The following is a 20,189-nucleotide window of genomic DNA, read 5'->3' on the forward strand; positions in this document are numbered from 1 at the left end:
GTTCTTCCGCTACCTGCTCCTGCAGGAGGTCCCGGTCTGGCTTGTCACCCAAGGGGCGAACGCGGCGCTTGCGGGCTACGGGAGCATGGTTTTGAACGGGCCCCTCTTTCAGCTGGCCCACGTTGCCGTGCTGGATGAGCACGGACTCCCTGTGCCCGACGGGGAGCCGGGTCGCTTGGCCTACACTCACCTTGATCGCGCGGGGACGGTGCTGCTGCGATTCCTGGTTGGCGACCGCGCGGTGCTGGACCAGGCGCGCATCGATCCGCGGCTGACGCCCGAGCAGCAGGCGATGAACGCGATGGGCTCGGCCCACTATGTCGAGAATGCGAAGGCGCACAAAGCGGCCGTCGACGCGGCCGGCTAACAATTAGCCGGACGGCACGAGTGCCAGCAGCGCTTCATATGCGCTCGTCTGCGCCTCATAGAGTGCCAGCACCCGTTCGCGCGCTGAGGAGAGCTTGGCCGTCTCGACATAGTTGCCACTCGCGGCCTGTCTCGCGAAGATCGAATCGAGTTCGCCAAGTGCGTTGGCCGTATCGACACGCGTTCCGTCCAGCGCCGAAAGCGCCAGTTGCGCGGCGATCCAGCTTTCGCTCTCGATCGCTGCACCCCGTGCCGCCTGGGCGCGGGTGCGAGCTGCCGGCATCGCCGAATCGAACGCGCGCTGCCCGGATTGGGCCTGCGCGACCAAAGCGTCGATGCGTTGGGCGAGACTCGCGTCCGAGGTTGATTCGACCGGTGCGATCGCCCGGATCGGTTCATCGAGTATCCCCTCGATCTCGCGATGCGCGAGCGAGGGCGGGTTGCTCTCGGCGACCGCGCAGGCGGTCAGCGCCGCAACGGGAACAAGAAGGAAGAGACTTCGCACCGGCATGACCAGCGCTCTATCCGAGACGAACCGACATGGAAACACGGCTTTGCGTGGAAGCGGCATCGCAGGGGTTGCGCCGCCTGCGCCAGCCGACTAAACGGCCCGTTCCCAAGCGCCCGTAGCTCAGCTGGATAGAGTACTTGACTACGAATCAAGGGGTCGGAGGTTCGAATCCTTCCGGGCGCGCCATTTCCTTTTTCGATTGATCCTTCAACGCCGGCCGGCCGGTTTGGCCATGGCTAAATCGCGTCGTCCTGCTTCCAGCGCGCTGTCAGCGCCCGCAATCGTGCCTTGGAAGGGCTCTTCGGGGTAGCATCGAGGATCTTCGCGCCGCCCAGAAATACGGCGCCGGTGCAGCACAAGGCGAGCAGATAGCCGCCCCAGCCTGAATATTCGCGGAGATACAGATCGGCCCGTGCCGTGGCGCCCACGGCGAGCGCGTAGATGATCAGCCACGCCTCGAAACGGTTCTTGATGACGAAGAGGCGCCCGATACGCTTTAACATGTCCAAAAGTTAAGCAATTTACGTGCCAACCCCCGATTTGCGTGACCAAGTCCTAAGCGACCTGGTAAACTGTCAGTTAATCCGACAATTGCGTCAAATCAATTCGGGAAGGCCCATCGTCTCGCAAAGGGCGGTGCGCGCCGCGCGGATCTCTTTCCAGAGAGCGGCATCGGCAAGGTGGCCCGCATCGATCTCTTCGGGCCAATATTCGGCCACCGTTTCGGCCATTGCATCGAGCTTTCCCTCGTCCACCAGAAAGCGCGGATCGACATACGACGGGTCGCACAATACACGCAGGCGCAGACAGGCAGGGCCGCCGCCATTCGCCATCGACTGCCGCACATCGACGGGAATCAGTTGGCGGATCGGGCCGTTGCCAACGAGCATCTCTTCCAGCCAACCCCAGACGCGAGGATTGTCCTGCGCCTCGGTCGGCAGGATGAGCGCCATGCCGCCGGCCGGCAGCGTGACGAGCTGCGCGTTGAACAAGTAGCTCGATACCGCATCTTCGAGCGGCACGCGGGTTGCTGGAACCTCGATAATTTCGGCATAGGGCGCGGCGCGCCGCAGTTCCGCGAAGAAGCCGTCGCGGTTTGCAAAGGCCTGACCGTGGCAGAAGAGGACGTTCTCGTTCGCGACGGCCACGACATCGTTATGAAACGCCCCGCCCGAGACCGCGGCCTTCGACTGTTCGACGAACATCGTGCGATCGGGCTCGAGCCGATGGAGCCGGGCGACGGCGCGTGAGGCTTCTTCATGCTGGCGTGCGGGAAAGGCGCCGCCGGTCTTGCCGTAGACGAAAATCTCGATGCCCGGTTCGCCATGGCTGGGGGCGATCCGCATGAAGTTCGCCGCGCCCTCGTCGCCGAAAGGCGGCGGCACGGGCTCGTGAACGGCGAAGGCGGACTCGTCGGAAAAGGCGAGGCGCAGCTGTTCCAGCGTCTCGGGCCATTCATGGCTTCGATGCGGCATCGTCAGCAGATTGGCGACGGTGAGGTGGCAGCGGCCGTCCTCCGTATCCGCCGCGGGCGATACCGTCGCCGCATTGGCCGCCCACATCGAAGAGGCGGACAATGCGTTGGCGAGGAGGGCAAGGGACGCGTCTTCAGGCGTGGCGCCCAGCCGCGCGAGCCAGCCGGTATCGGGACGCCGCTGCGGCAGGAAAACGCCTTGCACAAGCCCGAGCCGCACATTCGCCCGCATCTTCTCGATACCCTGCAGGGCAGCGGCGCGCGGCTGCGAGACATTGCCCGCATTCTTCGCCGAAGCGAGGTTGCCGAGACTGAGGCCGGCATAATTGTGCGAGGGGCCGATCAGCCCGTCGAAATTGATTTCGGTGAGAGCCATGGATCAGCTTGCCACGTGACGGATTTCGTCGCCCGCCGAAACGCCCAGCGCCGCAGCTCCTTCCTTATCGATCGCCACTTCGCCGTCGCCCTGCATCGCAATTTCGGCATAGGCGCACCGAAAGTCCGCCAGATGCCCGCGCGCGGCGAGCGAACGCGTGCCGTTCGCGGTCTCGGTGCCGACGACGGTGCCGGTGCGCGAATCCGCAACGCTTCGTATCTCGTCGAGATCGGCTTCCATCGTCGGGCCGCCGTCGAAGATGTCGATATAGCCCTTGTGCTGGAATCCCTCGTTTTCGAGCATTCGCATTGCGGCGCGGCCCGAAGGGTGCGGTTGCGATATGACATGCCGCGCGCTTTCGGGCAGCATGTCGAGATAGATCGGGTGTTTCGGCATCAGGTCGGCGATGAACTGGTTGCCGTGCGTCGCGTTGAACTCGTCGGCTTCCTGGAAGGTCATGCCGAAGAATTTGCCTGCCAGCGCATCCCAGAAGGCCGAACCGCCGGCCTCGTCGATCACGCCGCGCAGTTCCGCGATCACCTTCTCGCCGAAGCGTTCGCGATGCATGGCGATGAAGAGATAGCGGCTGCGCGCCAGCAGCTTGCCGAGCCCGCCCGCGCGTTCGCCCGGGTGGAGGAAGAGGCCGCCGACTTCCGAGGCACCTTCATAGTCCGTCGTGAGCTGCAGAATCTTGGAGCTGAACGTCCGGTCGAGTTCGCGGCTATGCTGGGTATAGGTGGTGATGCGATAGCTGTAAAAGGGCCAGCGCTTGCCGACGGCCCCGAAAATCTGCGCCGTACCGCGGACCAGCCCCGTCTCGGTGTTCTCGAGGGCGAGGACATAGAGGTCGTTTGCCGGTTCCTTGCCGCCATTGGCGAACGCTTCTTCCGATCGCGCCAGCTTCGCGGTTAGCGCGCCGCGATCCGGCGGGAGGTTGGTGAAACCGCCGCCGGTCAGCTTTGCCATTTCGTAAAGCTGGTCGACATCCTCCTTGCGCGCGGCGCGTACGACGAAGGTCATAGCGTTCCCCTTTCGGCGAGGCGGAGCAGGACAAGCGCGGAAAGCCTCGCGCGTTCGGGCAGGCTGTCGACCATCAGGAATTCGTCCGAGGAATGGATCGCGCCGCCGCGCACGCCCATCGTATCGACCACGGGGACGCCGCAGGCGGCGATATTGTTGCCGTCGCACACGCCACCTGTTGATTTCCAGGCGATGTCGAGTCCGAGATCGCCGCCGCATTCCTTGACGAGACCGAAGAGTTTCGCCGCCTTGTCGTCGATCGGTTTGGGCGGGCGGCCAAAGCCGCCATGGACATGAATGCCGACCTCGCGCCTCTTGGCGATTTCCTCGACCGTCCGGTCGAGAATGCCCTGCGCGCGCTCCTGATCCTCAGGCGTTTCGGGGCGCATGTTGAGGCGGAGCACGGCATGGTCGGGAACGACATTGTTGGCGCCGCCGCCCTCGATCTTCGCAGGATTGACCTTGAGGCCCGGGCCAATGGCTTCCTCAAGCCTGAGCGCCAGCTCTGCCGCCGCGAGCAGAGCGCTACGCCCCTCTTCGGGATTGCGACCGGCATGCGCGCTTTTGCCGGTGATCACGATCGACCAGTTGCCACTCCCGCCGCGCGCGCCGGCAAGCGTGCCGTCTGGCAAGGCGGGTTCGTAAGTGAGCGCTGCCAGCTTGCACCGCGCCGCCTCGGCGAGCAGCTTTGCCGAGCCGGGCGATCCGATCTCCTCGTCGGAATTGATGACGACCTCATAGCCGATCCTGTCGGCCAGCGGCGATGCCTCCACGCCTTTGAGCGCGGCCAGCATCAGCGCGATACAGCCCTTCATATCGGTCACGCCGGGGCCGTTGAGGGTGTTGTCGTCGAGCCAGGTCAATTCCTGAAACGGATGATCCTCGCCGAACACCGTATCCATATGGCCGGTCAGCAAAACCTGTACCGGCGCATCGGGCCGGACCTTGAGATGCAGGTTCTTGCCCGTTTCGCGCTGGTGCACGGTGCCATCGCTGGCAACGACCTCAGAGGGTTCGGGCGAGCGCAGTTGCAACTCGCCCGGCAGCGCCGAAAAAGCGTCGGCGAGCTTCCCTGCCACCGTTTTGAGCCCCGCCAGATTGGCCGAGCCGGTGTTCACCTTCGCCCAGTCCTGCGTCTGGTCGAGCAGCGGCTCGTTCGCCGCGCGATCGAGCGTGTCGCGTTCGATTGTCGTCAATTCTGTCATGCCGATTGCCTTAGCGGCTGCGATCGGCGGCGTCACGCATCGCGCTTGCTTCAGAAGCCGTAGACGATGGTCGCGCGTACGGGCTGGGGCAGGGCGGCCTGTGCGGCGTGCGCAAACAGGCACGCGGCGGCGAGCACCGGGGCGGCGAAATGGCGGGTCATGGAAATCTCCGAGGATTTAGCGGTCGAGGTAGTCTGCGAATTCGTCGAGAATCTGGCGATAGAGTTGCTGTTTGAACGGCACGATCAGGCCGGGAAGTTCGGACGGATGCGCCCATTTCCAGTCCTGGAATTCGGGATGCTTCGTTTCGATATTCACGTCGCTGTCGGTGCCGGTGAAGCGCAGCAGGAACCAGCTTTGCCGCTGGCCGCGAAACTTGCCGCCCCAAACCTTGCCGATCAGGTCTCCCGGCAGGTCGTAGGTCAGCTCGTGCCGCGTCTTCGCGATGAATTCGGTGTGCTTCTTACGAACACCCGTTTCTTCCTCCAACTCGCGATAGGCCGCCGCTTCCGCATCCTCGCCGGCATCGATCCCGCCCTGCGGCATCTGCCACGCGCCGAGCTTGGTATCGATCCGCGCACCGACGAACACATCACCATCGGCGTTGAGCAGCATGACTCCGGCGCAGGGGCGGTAGGGAAGGGCTTCCTTGGCCTGGCTCACTCGGCCGCCTGCTCCATCACCCGCTCGCCTTCAGCTTCGACGATCAGCGCCTTGAGCGCTGTCAGACAACCGGCGATATCGGCCTGACTCGAAGGCACGCCTTTGCGCAAGTTCGCAAAGCCGTGAATATTGCCCTTGGCCTCGCGATAGACGGTCGGCACCCCCGCATCGATCAGCTTTCCGGCATAGGCACGGCCCTGGTCGCGCAGCGGATCGAGTCCCGCAGTGATGAGCACGGCCGGCGGCAGACCCGCTGCATCCTTGAGCGAGGGGTTGGCGCGCCAGTCGGATGAATCGGCGGCATAATGTTCGACGAAGTAATCCATGCTCGCCGCTTCGAGCAGGAAGCCCTTGCCGAATTCGCTCATCGATCCGCCTTCGGCATCGAGATCGGTTGCGGGGTAGATCGGCCACATGGCGAGCACCGGGACGGCGGCTGGTTCGTCGCGCAGCGCGATGGCGCAGACGATGGCGAGATTGCCGCCGGCGCTGTCTCCGGCCAGCACAAGCCCGGTAACCTGCCGGCCCAGCGCCTCTGGGCTATCGGCGATCCAGCGCGTTGCGGAGATGCAATCCTCGGGCGCGGCGGGGAAGGGGTGTTCGGGCGCCAGGCGATAGTCGATCGAAACCACCGGCATATCCAGAACACGCGCAATTTCGCAGCACAGCGAATCGTGCGTTTCGAGATCGCCGATCACGAAGCCGCCGCCATGATAATAGACGAGCAAGGGGCCCGGCTCGCGGCTTTCGCGCGGATCGTAGAGCCGCGCGGGGATATTGCCTGCCGGGCCGGGGATGGAAAGGTCGCGCTTGACCGCGATCTCGCCCGCTTCGAGTTCGAGCAGGTTGCCCATCATCAGCATCAATTGGCGCGCTGCGGCGGGTTCGATCTCGTAGAGCTTGGGGCCTTCCTGCTGTTCGAGCAGGCTCAGCACCATTTGCACGTCGGGGCGGACATAGGGATCGGTCACTTGGCTTTTCCTCTCACGGCTTTTTGTTTTCCGGTTTCGTGTAACAACGGATCGGATTGGGCGCTAGACCGGAGCCGCTTCGAAGCTGCGCCGGGCAAGGCGCGGCACGAGCAGCGCCTGACCCGCGGCGCGGGCGATGAGAAAGATCGTGAAGCTCAACCAGATGCCGTGGTTGCCGAGCGGTGCGGTCAGCCACAACAAGGCGATATAGAGCGCGAAGGCGGCGACCATCGTGCCCAGCATTGCCCGCGTCCATGTCGCACCGACGAAGACGCCGTCATAGACGAACGAGACGACGCCGGCGATCGGGATGGCGATGAGCCAGATGTCGTAGCGCTGGGCGGCCGCCGTGACCGCTGCATCGGTCGAGAAGCTGCCGACGATCGGGTCGCCGGCGACCGCGAACAGCGCGCACAGCGCCAGCGCGACCGCCACGCCGCGGATCAGGATGGCGCGCGTGTCGCGGTCGAACGCCGCTTTGTTCCGCTCGCCGATCCTTTCGCCGCAGAGCACCTGCGCCGCATTTTCGAACCCGTCGAGAAGAAGGGCGGAGAACATGAAGAGCTGGAACAGGATCGCATTGGCGGCAAGGATTACCGCGCCCTGCTGCGCGCCTTGCCGCGTCACCAGCATGATCGCGATGGTCAGCAGCAATGTCCGCAAGAACAGGTCGCGGTTCACGCGGAACAGCGAAAGCATTGGCGCGGCCTGCCATGTCTCGCTGTGCCGCACCGCTGCAACCAGTGCCGAGGGCCGCGCGCTCGGGAAAAGAACGGCGACGAGCAGCCCGAATTTGACGGCCTCCCCGATCACGGTGGCGATGGCGACGCCGGCAACGCCATATTCGAATACCAGGACCAGCAGCACATTGAGCCCGATATGCAGCAGGTTGATGATCACCTCGACGACCAGAACGGTGCGCAGGCGCCTGAGCCCGATCAGCCAGCCGATCATCGCCAGGTTGACGAGCCATAACGGCATGACCCAGAACCGGATGTCGACGTAGAGCAACGCATCCGGGCGCACTTGCGGCCCCGCCTCCAGGAAATCGAGGCCCAGCGGCACGATCCAGGGTTTGACCGCCATCATCGCCAACCCGATTGCCAGTGCGATGGCCGCGGCGCGGATCAGTGCCGCGAGGCGTCCGGCTTCGTCGCGTTGGCCGACCGCCTGCGCGGTGAGCCCGGTCGTCGCCGATTTGAGGAAGTTGAACACCACGAAAAGCCCCATGAGGAGGCGTGCGCCGAGCTCGACCGCCCCTTGGGCGGCGGCGTCACCCAACTGTCCGATCACCCAGATATCCGCGATGCCGAGCAGTGCCGTTGCAACGTTCGTCGCCATCGCCGGTATGGCGATCGCCCAGATGGCGCGGGCATGGGAAGGCGCTGACGGAGCCATGGCGCGCTGATAGATCGCTCCCTATCTCTGCGCCATGCTGCATTTCGTGCACCATCCGCGCTATGTCGCGCCCGCGCCGAAGGGCAGCAGCTTCCGCTTCAACAAATACGGACTGGTCCGCGATGCGCTGATCGAGAGCGGCGTCGAAATGATGATGCACGCGCCAGACCCGATGTCGCGCGCGTGGATCGAGGCGGTTCACGATCCCGACTATGTCGACGAGGTGCTGTGCGCCGCCGTGCCGGCCGAAAAGGAACGGCGCATCGGATTTCCCGTCACCGCGGAGATCGCCGATCGCTCGCTGTTGGCGCAGGGCGGCACGTATCTGGCCGCCTGCCTTGCGCTGGAACATGGCTATGCGGCAAACGGCGCGGGCGGCAGCCATCATGCCCTGCCCGATGCCGGGGCCGGCTATTGCGTGCTCAACGACCTTGCGGTTGCGGCGCATCGGCTGGTCGCCGAGGACAAGGTGCGGCGCATTCTCATCCTCGATTGCGATGTGCATCAAGGTGACGGGACGGCGGTCCTGCTTGCCGGAAGGCCCGATATCTTCACGCTGTCATTCCATGCGGAGAAGAATTTTCCGGCGCGCAAAGCGCGTTCGTCGCTCGACGTCGCGCTGGCCGATGGCCTCGACGATGACGGCTATCTGGCCGCGCTCCGATCGTATTTGCCCTCCGTCATCGCCGAATTCGCGCCCGATCTCATTCTCTATCAGGCGGGGGTCGATCCGCATGTCGACGACCGGCTCGGCAGGCTGTCGCTGAGCGATGCCGGTCTGGAGGCGCGCGATCGCTTCGTGGCGCGGATAGCGCGAACAGCCGGGATCCCGATCGCCAGCGCGTTGGGCGGCGGATATGGCGCCGATCATGGCAAGGTTGCCGCCCGCCATGCCCGCACGATCCTTGCACTGGCCGATGAGTGCGCAAAGCAGAGATGAACAGCCTGTCACATTTTCTACATTGTCCCATGGCTGCCCTAGCCATAGGGAGGCTCCAAACCTAATATCGAGGGCAGGATGGCCAGTACGGCAGAGACAATCGAACAACCGCGCGAAGAGGATGCCTCGGCGGTCGTCGTCCGTTTCGCGGGCGACAGCGGCGACGGTATGCAGTTGACGGGCGGGCAGTTTACGCTGTCCACCGCGCTCGAAGGCAACGACCTTGCGACCTTCCCGGACTTTCCGGCGGAAATCCGTGCGCCGCAGGGAACGCTGTTCGGCGTGTCGGCGTTCCAGATCAATTTCGGCAGCCGCACAATCCGGACGGCGGGCGATGCGCCCGATGTTCTCGTCGCGATGAACCCGGCGGCATTGAAGACCAACCTGCCCGATCTCGTACCGGGCGGCATGGTGATCGCCGATAGCGGCGCCTTTACCGACCGGAACCTGTCCAAGGCCGGTTACGAGGAAAATCCGCTCGAAGACGGTTCGCTCGAAGGCTATCAGCTCCTTTCGATCGACATGTCGGCGATGACATTGGAGGCCGTGAAGCCCTTCGGTCTTGGCAACAAGGAAGCGCTGCGCAGCAAGAATATGTGGACGCTGGGGCTCGCGCTCTGGATGTTCGACCGCAAACGCGCCCCGATCCACGATTGGCTCAAAACGAAATTCGCCAAAAAGCCCGAGATCGCCGAAGCGAACATTGCGGCGCTCGATGCCGGCCATGCCTATGGCGAAACGGCTGAGCTCGGTTACGCCTTCCAACCGCGCAAGGTTGCTGCCGCGCCTGCCGAGCCGGGCCTCTATCGCACCGTCACCGGTGCCGAGGCGATCTCGATGGGCCTGGTCGCGGGTGCTCAGCTGGCGGGCCTGCCGATGTTCTTCGGCGGTTATCCGATCACGCCGGCAAGTGCGATCCTCCATCATTTGTCGCGCTGGAAACAGTTCGGCGTGACCACATTCCAGGCGGAAGACGAGATCGCCGCCATCGGCGCGGCGATCGGCGCAAGCTATGCCGGATCGCTCGGCGTCACTTCGTCGTCGGGCCCCGGTATTGCGCTGAAGGGCGAGGCCATGGGGCTTGCGCTCGTCACCGAACTTCCGCTGGTGATCGTCAATTCGCAGCGCGGCGGCCCGTCGACGGGTCTGCCGACGAAGACCGAACAGTCCGATCTCTACCAGGCGGTTTATGGCCGCAACGGCGATGCGCCGATGCCGGTGATTGCCGTGCGTTCGCCGTCCGACGCGTTCGATTGCGCGATCGAGGCTTGTCGGCTGGCCGTCCAGTTCATGACGCCGGTGATGCTGCTGACCGACGGCTATATCGCCAATGCCGCCGAGCCGTGGAAGGTGCCCGATCTTGGCGGCTATTCGCCGTTCCCGGTGGCGTTCCATGAAACTGCGCCGGGCGAAGGCGAGAAGTTCAACCCCTATGCGCGCGACGACAAGCTTGCCCGCCCGTGGGTGAAGCCGGGCACGCCGGGTTTGATGCATCGGATCGGCGGGATCGAGAAAAGCTCGTCAACCGGCAACATCGATTATTCGGCGCAGAACCATCAGGAAATGACGCGACTGCGGTCCGAGAAGGTGCTCGGTGTGGCCGATCACATTCCGGAGCAAGATATCGCGCTGGGCGATGCCAGCGACACGCTCGCCGTCGTCGGCTGGGGGTCGACCTATGGGCCGATCCATCAGGCGGTGAACCGGATGCGCGCCAAAGGGCGCAGCGTCGCGCAGCTCCACGTCCGCCATGTCTGGCCGCTGCCGAAGAATCTGGGCGACCTGCTGCGCGGGTTCGACAAGGTGATCGTGCCGGAGATGAACAACGGCCAGTTCAAGACGGTGCTGCGCGACCAATATCTGGTCGACGCGAAACCGCTGAACAAGGTGTCCGGCCAGCCCTTCCGCATCGGCGAGATCGAAGCCGCTATCGAGGAGGCGCTCGATGGATAAGCCCAAAAGCGTCCTGCCGCTTGTCGGCATGCTGCTCGTGATCGTCGCCGTAATCTACATGCTCTGGAGCTGATCCCATGAACGAGATGACTCCCGTCAAGACGACGCTGAAGGACTGGGAAAGCGACCAGGAAGTCCGCTGGTGCCCCGGCTGCGGCGACTATGCGATCCTGAAGGCCGTGCAGCGGACCATGCCCGATCTCGGCGTGACGCCGGAGAACACGGTGTTCATTTCCGGCATCGGCTGCTCGAGCCGCTTTCCCTATTATATGGAAACATACGGCTTCCACACGATCCACGGTCGCGCGCCGACGATTGCGACGGGCGTCAAGCTCGCCAATCCCGAACTCGACGTCTGGCTGATTACCGGCGACGGCGACGGTCTGTCGATCGGCGGCAACCATATGCTGCACCTGCTGCGCCGCAATCTCGATTGCCAGGTGCTTCTGTTCAACAACGAGATTTACGGCCTGACCAAGGGCCAATATTCGCCGACCTCCCGCGTCGGAACGCGCAGCCCTTCGACACCCTTCGGATCGGTCGACAGGCCTGTCAGCCCCTGCGCCTTTGCGCTTGGCGCAGGTGCGCGGTTCGTGGCGCGCGGAATCGACGTGAACAAGAACCTGTCGGCAACGCTCAAGGAAGCGCATGCCCACAAAGGTACGAGCTTCATTGAGATCTTCCAGAATTGTATCGTCTACAACGAGGACGTGTTCGAACCGTTCGCGGCGAAGAAGACGGCGGACGACACGCAGGTCTGGACCGTACACGGCGAACCGCTGCTCTTCGCCAAGGGCGAAAAGGGGCTGGCGCTCGATACGGACAAGCTCGAACTCAAGGTTGTCGATGTCGCCGATGGCGACTGGGAAGCTGCGGGTGTCGTGGTTCACGACCAGACCAATCGCGGCCTCGCCCAGATGCTCGTCCAGATGCCGTTCGGTGACTTCCCCGTCGCGCTCGGCACGCTCTATTGCGACCCCGCGCCGACATTCGACAGCGCCGTCGGAGAGCAAAACAGCGCGGCGTCAGTAGGCAAGGATCACGATCTGCAGGCACTGATCGGGCAGGGGCAGACCTGGACGGTCGAATAAAGGATAGATCGGGCGGCTGCTGCGTTTTGCGAGCATGACCGATCCCACGATTCTCTGGTTCCGCCGCGACCTGCGTCTTTCCGACCAGGCCGCCCTCCGCGCCGCTGCGGAAGTCGGCCCCGTCATCCCCGTCTACGTCCTCGACGACGAGACGCCGAAGCATCGCAAGATGGGCGGTGCTTCGCGCTGGTGGCTGCACCATTCGCTCAAGAGCCTCGACCAGAGCCTGCGCGAGAAGGGTTCGCGCCTGATCCTGCGCCGAGGCAAGGCGGCGACGATCCTTGCCGATATTGCGCGGAGAAGCGGCGCGAAGGAAATCCATGCGCTGCGGCACTATGAGCCCTGGTGGCGCAATGCCGAGCGGCAGTTGAAAGAAGAGCTGGGGGAGGGCAGGGAACTCGTCCTCCACGACGGCAATTATTTGCAGCCGATCGGTTCGGTGACAACGGGAAGCGGGGATCCGTACAAGATCTACACCCCTTTCTGGAAAGCGTTGCAGAAATTCATGCCGCCACATGAGCCGGCGCGTGCGCCCCAAAAGATAGACGCGCCGTCAGAATGGCCCGAGAGCGACGATCTCGACGATTGGGACTTGCTCCCGACCAACCCCAACTGGGCCAGGGGTTTCGAACCGGTCTGGACGCCAGGCGAGGAGGGGGCGCGGCGCCATGTCGATGCGTTCGTCGACGAGGCGACCGGCTATGACGACGGCCGCAACCTGCCGTCCGAAGAGCGCACCTCGCGCCTCTCGCCGCATCTCCATTTCGGCGAAGTTTCGCCAGCCTATGTCTGGCACCGTGTCACCGGGCCGGGGCGCGAGGTGACCACCTTTGTCGGCGAACTGGCGTGGCGCGATTATGCGCAGACGGTGATCGCGCAGTTCCCCGATTATCCGAAGCAAAGCTATCGCGACCAGTTCGAGGCGTTTCCATGGCGCGATTTCCGCTCGTCGACCGTGCGCGAGGAATTCGACCGCTGGTGCCAGGGCCGCACCGGCTATCCGATCGTCGATGCAGGGATGCGGCAGCTCTGGGCCACGGGCTGGATGCACAACCGCGTCCGGATGATCGCGGCGAGCTTCCTCATCAAGCACCTGCTGATCGACTGGCGCGAGGGCGAGCAGTGGTTCTGGGATACGCTCGTCGATGCCGATTATGGGAACAACGCGACCAACTGGCAATGGGTCGCCGGGACGGGCGTCGATTCGAATATGTTTCCGCGCATCATGGCGCCGTTGACCCAGTCGCCCAAGTTCGACGCCGGCGATTATATCCGCGAATGGGTTCCCGAACTCGCGGATCTCGATGACGATGCGATCCACGATCCCGAAGAGGCCGGCTGTCGCCCGGATGACTATCCGAGAAAGATCATCGGTCACCGCGAAGCCCGCCAACGCGCGCTCGACGCCTATGCCAAGGTGAAAAACTAGGCGCAGCAAAGCATTGCCATTTGCAACCGGCTTTGCAAAAAGCCGCCACGGGGATGTCATGGCCAGCAATTTGCACAATCGGGGACACCATCTGCTGGACGCCGACCGCGGCTTTGCCACGGGCGCGGGGTGGCTGTCGCGCCTGTTCGCGCCGGGATTTCGCAGGCTGCTCGACCGGATCGACGCGGGTCTCCAAACCGGGACGCTGATTGCGACGCTTCCCAGCGGGGAGCGTCGCACGCTCGGCGGACGCGGCCCCGGAGCGCGGGCCGAAATCACGCTCCACAGCTGGCGGCCGCTGCTACGCCTTGCCACTTCCGGATCGGTGGGCTGGTACAAGGCCTGGGCGGAAGGCGAGTGGGAGAGCCCGAACCCGGTCGCCATCTTCGAGATATTCCTCGCCAATCGTCACTCGCTGGGAAACACCGGGCGCGCCAAGGGCTTTGCGCGCTGGATCAATGCGAAGGCGCACAAGCTTCGCGCCAACAGCCGCGAAGGAGCGAAGAAGAATATCGAGGCGCATTACGATCTCGGCAACGATTTCTATGCGCCCTGGCTCGACGAGACGATGACCTATTCGAGCGCGGTATTCGCCGATCCGATTGCCGCCGAAGAGCCGCTTGCCGAGGCGCAGCGTCGCAAGTTGCGGCTGCTGCTCGACCGGCTCGATCTGAATCCCGGCGACCGGCTGCTCGAGATCGGCTGCGGCTGGGGCGGGCTGATGGAGATTGCGGCGGCCGAATATGGCGTCTGCGTCACCGGCATCACCCTCTCGACCGAGCAGAAGGACTGGGCCGACAAGCGTCTCGCCGATGCGGGGCTGTCGGACCAGTGCGATATCCGCCTCGTCGATTATCGCGATGTCGAAGGGACGTTCGACGCCGTTGCCAGTGTCGAAATGGTGGAGGCAGTCGGGCAGGAATATTGGCCTGCCTATCTTCGTGCCATCGCCGGACGGTTGAAGCCCGGGGGCAAGGCCGCGATCCAGCTGATCTCTATCGATGACGCGGTGTTCGAGGATTATGCCTCGCGCCCCGATTTCATCCAGACCTATATCTTCCCCGGCGGGCTGCTGATTTCCGAATCCCGCTTCGAGGCGATCGCGCGCGAGGCCGGTCTCTCATGGCATGATCGCAAGGGCTATCATCTCCACTATGCCGAAACGCTGCGGCGTTGGCGCGAATCCTATGACGCGGCCGTCGCCGAGGGGCGGTTGCCGCCCGAATTCGACGCCGCCTTTCACGATCTGTGGCGCTACTATCTGATGTATTGCGAAGGCGGCTTCAGAGCCGCCGGGATCGACGTCGCTCAGGTGACGCTGGCCAAGGCGGAACAGGAATAGCATCGCCGCTTGGGCTGCTTTTGCACATTCACGCTTTGTTCTTCATGACGGGCTGGGCATTAGGCCATAGACTGGGGCGATGGCGCACGCCCCCTTCGTCCCTCTTCGCATCTTCTCGGCCTTTACGATGCTCGAAGGCGCGATCCAGCCCAAGGCGATCGCCAGCCGGGCCCGCGAACTGGGCTTTCCGGCCGCGGCGATGGCCGATCGCAACGGACTTTATGCGGCCATGCCCTTTTGCACGGCGGCGAAGGAGAAGGGCGTCCAGCCGATCGTCGGCGCGACACTGGCCGTGGCGCGACCCGGGCGGCCCGAAGCCGAAGAACCGATCATCGACTGGCTGCCGCTGCTGGCCCAGGACGAGACCGGATACCAGAATCTTTGCGCGCTGGTTTCCAAGGCGCATCTCGAACGGCCGCTCGAATACAGGCCGCATGTCGAATTCGAGGCGCTTGAAGGTCGAACCGACGGACTGATCGCGCTGACGGGCGGCGGGGAAGGCGCTCTCGCACGGCTTTACCAAGGCGAGCAGGCCGAGGCGGCAAGCGCCTATGCGGACGCGCTCGTCCGGCTGTTCCCAGATCAACTCTATGTCGAGATCAGCCGCAGGGGCGATCCGATCGAGGAGGCGAGCGAGGAAGCGCTGATCGAACTCGCCTATGCGCGGGACCTGCCGCTCGTGGCGACGAACCCGGCACTGTTCGAGGAAGCCGATTTCCACGCCGCGCATGACGTGATGCTCTGCATCGCGGACTCCAACTATGTCGAAAGCACCGATCGCCGTCAGAGCCCCGAACAGGGTTGGATGCTTCCCTATGAACGGATGCAACAGCGCTTCCGCGACCTGCCCGAAGCGCTGGCCAACACGCTCGTCGTTGCGCAGCGCTGCGCCTTTGCCGCGCCGAGTCGCGACCCGATCCTGCCGAAAATCGCCGGTGATGCGGAGGCTACGTTGCGCGAAGACGCGAGGGCAGGGCTCGAGACACGGCTGATCAAGCTTCACGGCGAGGACGGGCTGACCGACGAGATTCGCAAACCCTATTTCGACCGGCTCGAATATGAGCTCGACATCATCATCGAGATGGGTTTCCCCAGCTACTTCCTGATCGTCGCGGATTTCATCCAATGGGCGAAGCGGCAGGATATCCCCGTCGGCCCGGGGCGCGGTTCGGGCGCCGGTTCGGTCGTGGCCTGGGCGCTGACGATCACCGATCTCGATCCGCTCGAACTCGGGCTGCTGTTCGAACGCTTCCTCAATCCCGAGCGCGTGTCGATGCCCGATTTCGACATCGACTTCTGCGAAACGCGGCGCGGCGAGGTGATCCGCTATGTGCAGGGTAAATATGGCCGCGATCAGGTCGCGCAGATCATTACCTTTGGGACGATGAAGTCGCGCGCCGTGCTGCGCGACGTCGGTCGTGTGCTGCAGATGCCCTATGGCCAGGTCGACCGGCTGACCAAGATGGTGCCCAACCATCCGACCGATCCCTGGAGCCTCGAACGCGCGCTTAACGGCGTCACCGAATTCGAGGTCGAATATCGCACCGACAGCGATGTAAAGCGGCTGATCGATCTCGCGATGAAGCTCGAAGGCCTGCCGCGCCACGCTTCGACCCATGCTGCAGGCGTCGTGATCGGCGACCGGCGGCTGGACGAGCTGGTGCCGCTCTATCGCGATCCGCGCTCGGATATTCCGGTGACGCAGTTCGACATGAAGAATGTCGAAAAGGCGGGGCTGGTGAAGTTCGACTTTCTCGGCCTGAAGACGCTGTCGGTGCTCAAGCGCGCAACGGATCTGCTCAAGAAGCGCAATATCGAGGTCGATCTCGATACGCTGCGCTGGGACGACGAGCAGGTCTACGAGCTGCTCCAGAGCGGCAATACGGTCGGCGTGTTCCAGCTGGAATCGGAAGGGATGCGGCGCACGCTGGCGGCGGTGAAGCCGACCTGTTTCGAGGACATCATCGCGCTCGTCTCGCTCTATCGCCCCGGCCCGATGGACAATATCCCGATGTTCGGCGCACGAAAGAATGGCGAGCAGGCCATCGAATATCCGCACCCCGATCTCGAGCCGATCCTGAAAGAAACCTATGGCATCTTCGTCTATCAGGAGCAGGTGATGGAGGCCGCGAAAATCCTTGCCGGCTACAGCCTGGGCGATGCCGACCTGCTCCGCCGCGCCATGGGCAAGAAGATCCAGGCCGAGATGGATGCGCAGCGCGTCCGCTTCGTGCAGGGCTGTGCCGAGAACGATATCCATCGCGACAAGGCCAATGAACTGTTCGACTTGATCGCCAAATTTGCCGGCTATGGCTTCAACAAGTCGCACGCCGCCGCCTACGCCCTGATCGCCTATCAGACGGCGTGGCTGAAGACGCATTACCCGGAAGAATTCTTCGCCGCTTCGATGTGCTACGATCGCGGCAATACCGACAAGCTCGCCATCTTCCACGAAGACGTCCGCCGCGCGGGCCTCGAATGCCTGCCGCCCTGCGTCAATGCGAGCGAGGCGAACTTCACCGTGCAGCCGCATGAGGAGGGCTTCGCCGTCCGCTACGCGCTCGCCGCGCTGAAGGGCGTCGGCGAGAAGGCGATGGAGGGACTGGTCGAGGAGCGCGAGGCGAACGGCGCCTATGAAAGCCTCGACGATTTAGCCGACCGCGTCGATCCGTCGCTGCTCAACCGGCGGCAGATCGAAGCGATGGCGGGGGCGGGAGCATTCGACGCGCTGCATGACAATCGCGCGGCGGTGCACGAGGCAGCCGAAACGATACTCGGCGTCGCATCCAATGCCGCCGATGCGCGCGAGAGCGGGCAGGGCGGGCTCTTTGCCGATGGTGACAACAGCATGGCGAATATCCGCCTGCGCACCGACATCGGCTGGCCGCTCGCCGACCGGATGGCCCACGAAAAGGACGCGTTCGGCTTCTATTTCTCCGCGCACCCCGTCGATACGCACCGGCATATCGCGCGGGCCTTTGGCGCCCAGACCTATGCCGACATTGCGCAGATCGAGCGGCCAGCGGGCGGCGGCCGCATCGGCGCAATGATGGCCGGGCTGGTCGAAAAGGTGCGGAAGCGGACGTCACGGCGCGGCAAGCCCTTCGTCACCGCGACCCTCTCCGACCAGTCGGGCCAGTTCATGGCCAGCAGTTTCGATGAACACGCACAGGCCGAGCTGGAGCGCGCCGCGAACGAGGGGCTGTGCGGGCTGCTGACCGTCGATCTCGACTGGATGGACGGGGAGGAAACCCCGCGCGTCACCATCCAGGGCTTCCAGGGATTCGACAGCCTCGCCAATGCGAGCCGGATGACGATGGCCGTTTCGGTTGCCCGAACCGATGCGATCCCGGCGCTGGCCGAAGCCGTCGGCGAGAATGGCGATGGGCGCGGGACGGTCGTGTTGGAAGCGCCGATCGACGATGGCGGCCTGGCCCATGTCGTGCTCGGGCGACGCTTCCGGCTCGATGCCGAAATGGCGGAAGCGATCCGCGGTCTGACCGGTATCGAGAGCGTCCGGCTTGCCGCCGAAAGCGGCCCCGAGGCCAAGAACAGCGCGCCGCTGGCTCTCGTTTCCTGACACCTGCCTCTTTACGCGCCTTGCGCCTCGGCTAAGATGCGGAAAAACGCGACAAAGAGAGGATCGCCATGCTTGGAGGAATGCAGGACGCGCCGCTGCGCGTGACCAACATCATCGATCATGCGGCGCGAGAGCATGGCCATCGCGAGGTGGTGAGCCGCTGGGCGGACGGCACGACGTCGCGCAGCAACTGGGCCGGTATCCATGAGGACGCCCGCAAATGCGCGCAGGCGTTGCAGAAACTCGGCGTGGAGAAGGGCGACCGTGTCGGTACGCTGGCGATGAACCACGGCCACCATCTGGCCTCATGGTACGGCATCGCAGGCGTCGGTGGGGTGTTGCATACGATCAACCCTCGGCTGTTCGAGGAACAGCTCGTCTACATCATGAACCACGCCGAAGACCGCGTGCTGCTATTCGACAAGGCGTTCGAGCCGCTGGTCGAGAAGATCAAGCCGCAGCTGAAGACGATCCAGCATTTCGTGCTGTTCGACGGCGAAGGCGACTATCCCACTTTCCGCGAACTGTGCGACGCCGAGGATGGCGATTTCAAATGGGTCGAGGGCGACGAACGCGATCCCTGCGGCCTCTGCTATACCAGCGGCACCACGGGCAATCCGAAGGGCGTGCTTTACGAACACCGTTCGAACGTCCTTCACGCGATCACCGAAGGACAGCCGGACGCGATGAACCTGTCGACGCGGTCGGTGATGCTACCCATCGTGCCGATGTTCCACGCCAATGCCTGGGGCCTGCCCTATGCCTGCGCGGTGACGGGTTCGAAGATGGTGTTTTCGGCTGTCAACGACGGCGAAGTGCTCTGCAATCTCGTGCTGAACGAGGGCGTAACGCACAGCGCCGGCGTCCCGACCGTATGGCTCGCCATGTTTGCCCATATGGATGCGACCAAGGTCGATTACGGAAAGCTGGAAATGGTCGTGATCGGCGGCTCGGCGGCGCCGCGTGCAATGATCGAGCGGTTCATGAAGGCGGGCGTCTATGTCCTCCATGCCTGGGGCATGACCGAGACCTCGCCGATCGGCACGATCGGCCAGCGCCCGTGGAACTGGGACGAGCTCGGTTTCGACGAGCAGGTCGATATCATCAGCAAGCAGGGCCGCACGCCCTTCGGCGTCGAGATCAAGATCGTCGACGATGACGGCAACGACCTGCCGCGCGACGGCGAAAGCTCGGGCCGGCTGCTGGTGCGGGGCCCTTGGGTACTCGACCAGTATTATCAGGACGATGGCGGCAAATGCGTCGCCGCGGACCAGTGGTTCGATACCGGCGATCTCGTAGAAATCATTGACGGCCGCGCACTATTTCAGGGGCGTCTAAATGGGTCGATCAACATTGGCGGTAACAAAGTGATGCCGGAAGAGGTTGAGCAGATTATCGGCTCACATCCATCGGTTGCCGCAGTTCTGGTGCGCGCAAAAAAAAGCTCAGTAGCTGGTGCACTTGTTGAAGCGCTTGTCCAGTTGCACCCGGAGGTGCCGGAGAGCCAGCATTTGGAAATTTCTCGGCAGATCAAAGTGCTTTGTCGTGATCAATTGGCCGTCTTCAAAGCGCCGGCATTTGTGAAGATGGTGGATAAGCTCCCGGTGAGTGATAATGGAAAAGTCATGCGAAACGCCACATGAATAATGCTAATAGCGACGAAAACAAGAATAAGTGGGTATGGGTAACGGGCGCAAGCCGTGGGCTTGGTCTGTCTATCGCAAAAAAACTGCTAGATTCCGGTTTCTCTGTTCTCGCCGCCTCGCGGACTAGTAGCGGGGCCTTGCAAGAGCTGATCTCTGAGCATAGTGAGCGGATCGTATTTAAACCGCTGGATCTAAGTGTATTGGACGGCATCCACTCCTGGTGC

The 20,189-nt window shown here is 63.6% G+C and carries 17 protein-coding genes and 1 tRNA gene; 10 read left to right on the plus strand and 8 right to left on the minus strand.

Features of this window, described 5'->3' with window-relative positions:
- Window positions 1-367, plus strand: a 367-nt coding sequence (locus Q0139_RS06665; protein WP_298019348.1) for a hypothetical protein, incomplete at its 5' end; no start/stop codon positions are given.
- 3 nt (window positions 368-370) lie between these two features.
- Here the strand turns inward: Q0139_RS06665 and Q0139_RS06670 are convergent.
- Entirely contained in the window at window positions 371-877 is a 507-nt protein-coding gene (locus tag Q0139_RS06670) for a hypothetical protein (RefSeq protein ID WP_298019350.1), read from the minus strand.
- Between the two features lie 109 nt (window positions 878-986).
- Here Q0139_RS06670 and Q0139_RS06675 point away from each other — a divergent pair.
- Window positions 987-1,063: transfer RNA gene (locus Q0139_RS06675), tRNA-Arg, on the plus strand.
- A 50-nt stretch (window positions 1,064-1,113) separates the two neighbouring features.
- On the opposite strand, the gene Q0139_RS06680 is transcribed toward Q0139_RS06675, so the two are convergent.
- The 7 genes from Q0139_RS06680 to Q0139_RS06710 all read right to left on the minus strand — a co-directional run bounded on the left by Q0139_RS06680 (window position 1,114) and on the right by Q0139_RS06710 (window position 7,984).
- Complete coding sequence (locus Q0139_RS06680) at window positions 1,114-1,380, minus strand: hypothetical protein (protein ID WP_298019355.1); 267 nt, start codon at window positions 1,378-1,380, stop codon at window positions 1,114-1,116.
- Window positions 1,381-1,473: 93 nt separating this feature from the next.
- The gene (locus tag Q0139_RS06685; RefSeq protein WP_298019358.1) at window positions 1,474-2,727 is read right to left on the minus strand and encodes an N-succinylarginine dihydrolase; all 1,254 of its coding nucleotides are present in this window, start codon (window positions 2,725-2,727) and stop codon (window positions 1,474-1,476) included.
- Window positions 2,728-2,730: 3 nt separating this feature from the next.
- Window positions 2,731-3,747 carry an arginine N-succinyltransferase gene (locus tag Q0139_RS06690; RefSeq protein ID WP_298019363.1) on the minus strand — a complete coding sequence of 339 codons (1,017 nt, stop codon included), beginning with the start codon at window positions 3,745-3,747 and terminating at the stop codon, window positions 2,731-2,733.
- Window positions 3,744-4,952, minus strand: coding sequence for a hydrolase (locus tag Q0139_RS06695; protein WP_298019367.1), 1,209 nt, complete (start codon window positions 4,950-4,952; stop codon window positions 3,744-3,746). The genes Q0139_RS06690 and Q0139_RS06695 overlap by 4 nt, the downstream gene beginning before the upstream one ends.
- 177 nt (window positions 4,953-5,129) lie before the next feature.
- Window positions 5,130-5,615, minus strand: a complete 486-nt coding sequence (locus Q0139_RS06700) for an RNA pyrophosphohydrolase (RefSeq protein ID WP_298019370.1) — start codon at window positions 5,613-5,615, stop codon at window positions 5,130-5,132.
- Entirely contained in the window at window positions 5,612-6,586 is a 975-nt protein-coding gene (locus Q0139_RS06705; protein WP_298019372.1) for an alpha/beta hydrolase, read from the minus strand. The genes Q0139_RS06700 and Q0139_RS06705 overlap by 4 nt, the downstream gene beginning before the upstream one ends.
- Window positions 6,587-6,649: 63 nt before the next feature.
- Window positions 6,650-7,984 (minus strand): MATE family efflux transporter, encoded by a 1,335-nt coding sequence (locus tag Q0139_RS06710; protein ID WP_298019374.1) that lies wholly within the window; start codon window positions 7,982-7,984, stop codon window positions 6,650-6,652.
- Window positions 7,985-8,018: 34 nt separating this feature from the next.
- Here Q0139_RS06710 and Q0139_RS06715 point away from each other — a divergent pair, with 34 nt between their 5' ends.
- The 8 genes from Q0139_RS06715 to Q0139_RS06750 all read left to right on the plus strand — a co-directional run.
- Window positions 8,019-8,924, plus strand: a complete 906-nt coding sequence (locus Q0139_RS06715; RefSeq protein ID WP_298019376.1) for a histone deacetylase — start codon at window positions 8,019-8,021, stop codon at window positions 8,922-8,924.
- A gap of 78 nt (window positions 8,925-9,002) precedes the next feature.
- Window positions 9,003-10,877 carry a 2-oxoacid:acceptor oxidoreductase subunit alpha gene (locus Q0139_RS06720; protein ID WP_298019390.1) on the plus strand — a complete coding sequence of 625 codons (1,875 nt, stop codon included), beginning with the start codon at window positions 9,003-9,005 and terminating at the stop codon, window positions 10,875-10,877.
- Between the two features lie 77 nt (window positions 10,878-10,954).
- Entirely contained in the window at window positions 10,955-11,968 is a 1,014-nt protein-coding gene (locus Q0139_RS06725; RefSeq protein WP_298019392.1) for a 2-oxoacid:ferredoxin oxidoreductase subunit beta, read from the plus strand.
- Window positions 11,969-12,002: 34 nt separating this feature from the next.
- Window positions 12,003-13,397 (plus strand): deoxyribodipyrimidine photo-lyase, encoded by a 1,395-nt coding sequence (locus tag Q0139_RS06730; protein WP_298019394.1) that lies wholly within the window; start codon window positions 12,003-12,005, stop codon window positions 13,395-13,397.
- A 58-nt stretch (window positions 13,398-13,455) separates the two neighbouring features.
- Window positions 13,456-14,739: a cyclopropane-fatty-acyl-phospholipid synthase family protein gene (locus tag Q0139_RS06735; RefSeq protein ID WP_298019396.1), complete on the plus strand. Its 1,284-nt coding sequence runs from the start codon at window positions 13,456-13,458 to the stop codon at window positions 14,737-14,739.
- 79 nt (window positions 14,740-14,818) lie between these two features.
- Window positions 14,819-18,319: a DNA polymerase III subunit alpha gene (dnaE, locus tag Q0139_RS06740; protein WP_298019398.1), complete on the plus strand. Its 3,501-nt coding sequence runs from the start codon at window positions 14,819-14,821 to the stop codon at window positions 18,317-18,319.
- 68 nt (window positions 18,320-18,387) lie between these two features.
- Window positions 18,388-19,962 carry an AMP-binding protein gene (locus Q0139_RS06745; RefSeq protein ID WP_298019400.1) on the plus strand — a complete coding sequence of 525 codons (1,575 nt, stop codon included), beginning with the start codon at window positions 18,388-18,390 and terminating at the stop codon, window positions 19,960-19,962.
- Window positions 19,959-20,189 (plus strand): SDR family NAD(P)-dependent oxidoreductase (locus tag Q0139_RS06750; protein ID WP_298019402.1); only part of this gene is annotated, 231 nt, incomplete at its 3' end. The genes Q0139_RS06745 and Q0139_RS06750, both read left to right, overlap by 4 nt.

This window comes from uncultured Parasphingopyxis sp., assembly GCF_937129435.1.
In the GTDB taxonomy this organism is placed as follows: Bacteria; Pseudomonadota; Alphaproteobacteria; order Sphingomonadales; family Sphingomonadaceae; genus Parasphingopyxis.

Coding starts and splice junctions, on each gene's coding strand:
- Q0139_RS06670 (WP_298019350.1), bottom strand. CDS start 877: ATGCCGGTGCGAAGTCTCTTCCTTCTTGTTCCCGTTGCGGCGCTGACC.
- Q0139_RS06680 (WP_298019355.1), bottom strand. CDS start 1,380: ATGTTAAAGCGTATCGGGCGCCTCTTCGTCATCAAGAACCGTTTCGAG.
- Q0139_RS06685 (WP_298019358.1), bottom strand. CDS start 2,727: ATGGCTCTCACCGAAATCAATTTCGACGGGCTGATCGGCCCCTCGCAC.
- Q0139_RS06690 (WP_298019363.1), bottom strand. CDS start 3,747: ATGACCTTCGTCGTACGCGCCGCGCGCAAGGAGGATGTCGACCAGCTT.
- Q0139_RS06695 (WP_298019367.1), bottom strand. CDS start 4,952: ATGACAGAATTGACGACAATCGAACGCGACACGCTCGATCGCGCGGCG.
- Q0139_RS06710 (WP_298019374.1), bottom strand. CDS start 7,984: ATGGCTCCGTCAGCGCCTTCCCATGCCCGCGCCATCTGGGCGATCGCC.
- Q0139_RS06715 (WP_298019376.1), top strand. CDS start 8,019: ATGCTGCATTTCGTGCACCATCCGCGCTATGTCGCGCCCGCGCCGAAG.
- Q0139_RS06720 (WP_298019390.1), top strand. CDS start 9,003: ATGGCCAGTACGGCAGAGACAATCGAACAACCGCGCGAAGAGGATGCC.
- Q0139_RS06725 (WP_298019392.1), top strand. CDS start 10,955: ATGAACGAGATGACTCCCGTCAAGACGACGCTGAAGGACTGGGAAAGC.
- Q0139_RS06730 (WP_298019394.1), top strand. CDS start 12,003: ATGACCGATCCCACGATTCTCTGGTTCCGCCGCGACCTGCGTCTTTCC.
- Q0139_RS06735 (WP_298019396.1), top strand. CDS start 13,456: ATGGCCAGCAATTTGCACAATCGGGGACACCATCTGCTGGACGCCGAC.
- dnaE (WP_298019398.1), top strand. CDS start 14,819: ATGGCGCACGCCCCCTTCGTCCCTCTTCGCATCTTCTCGGCCTTTACG.
- Q0139_RS06745 (WP_298019400.1), top strand. CDS start 18,388: ATGCTTGGAGGAATGCAGGACGCGCCGCTGCGCGTGACCAACATCATC.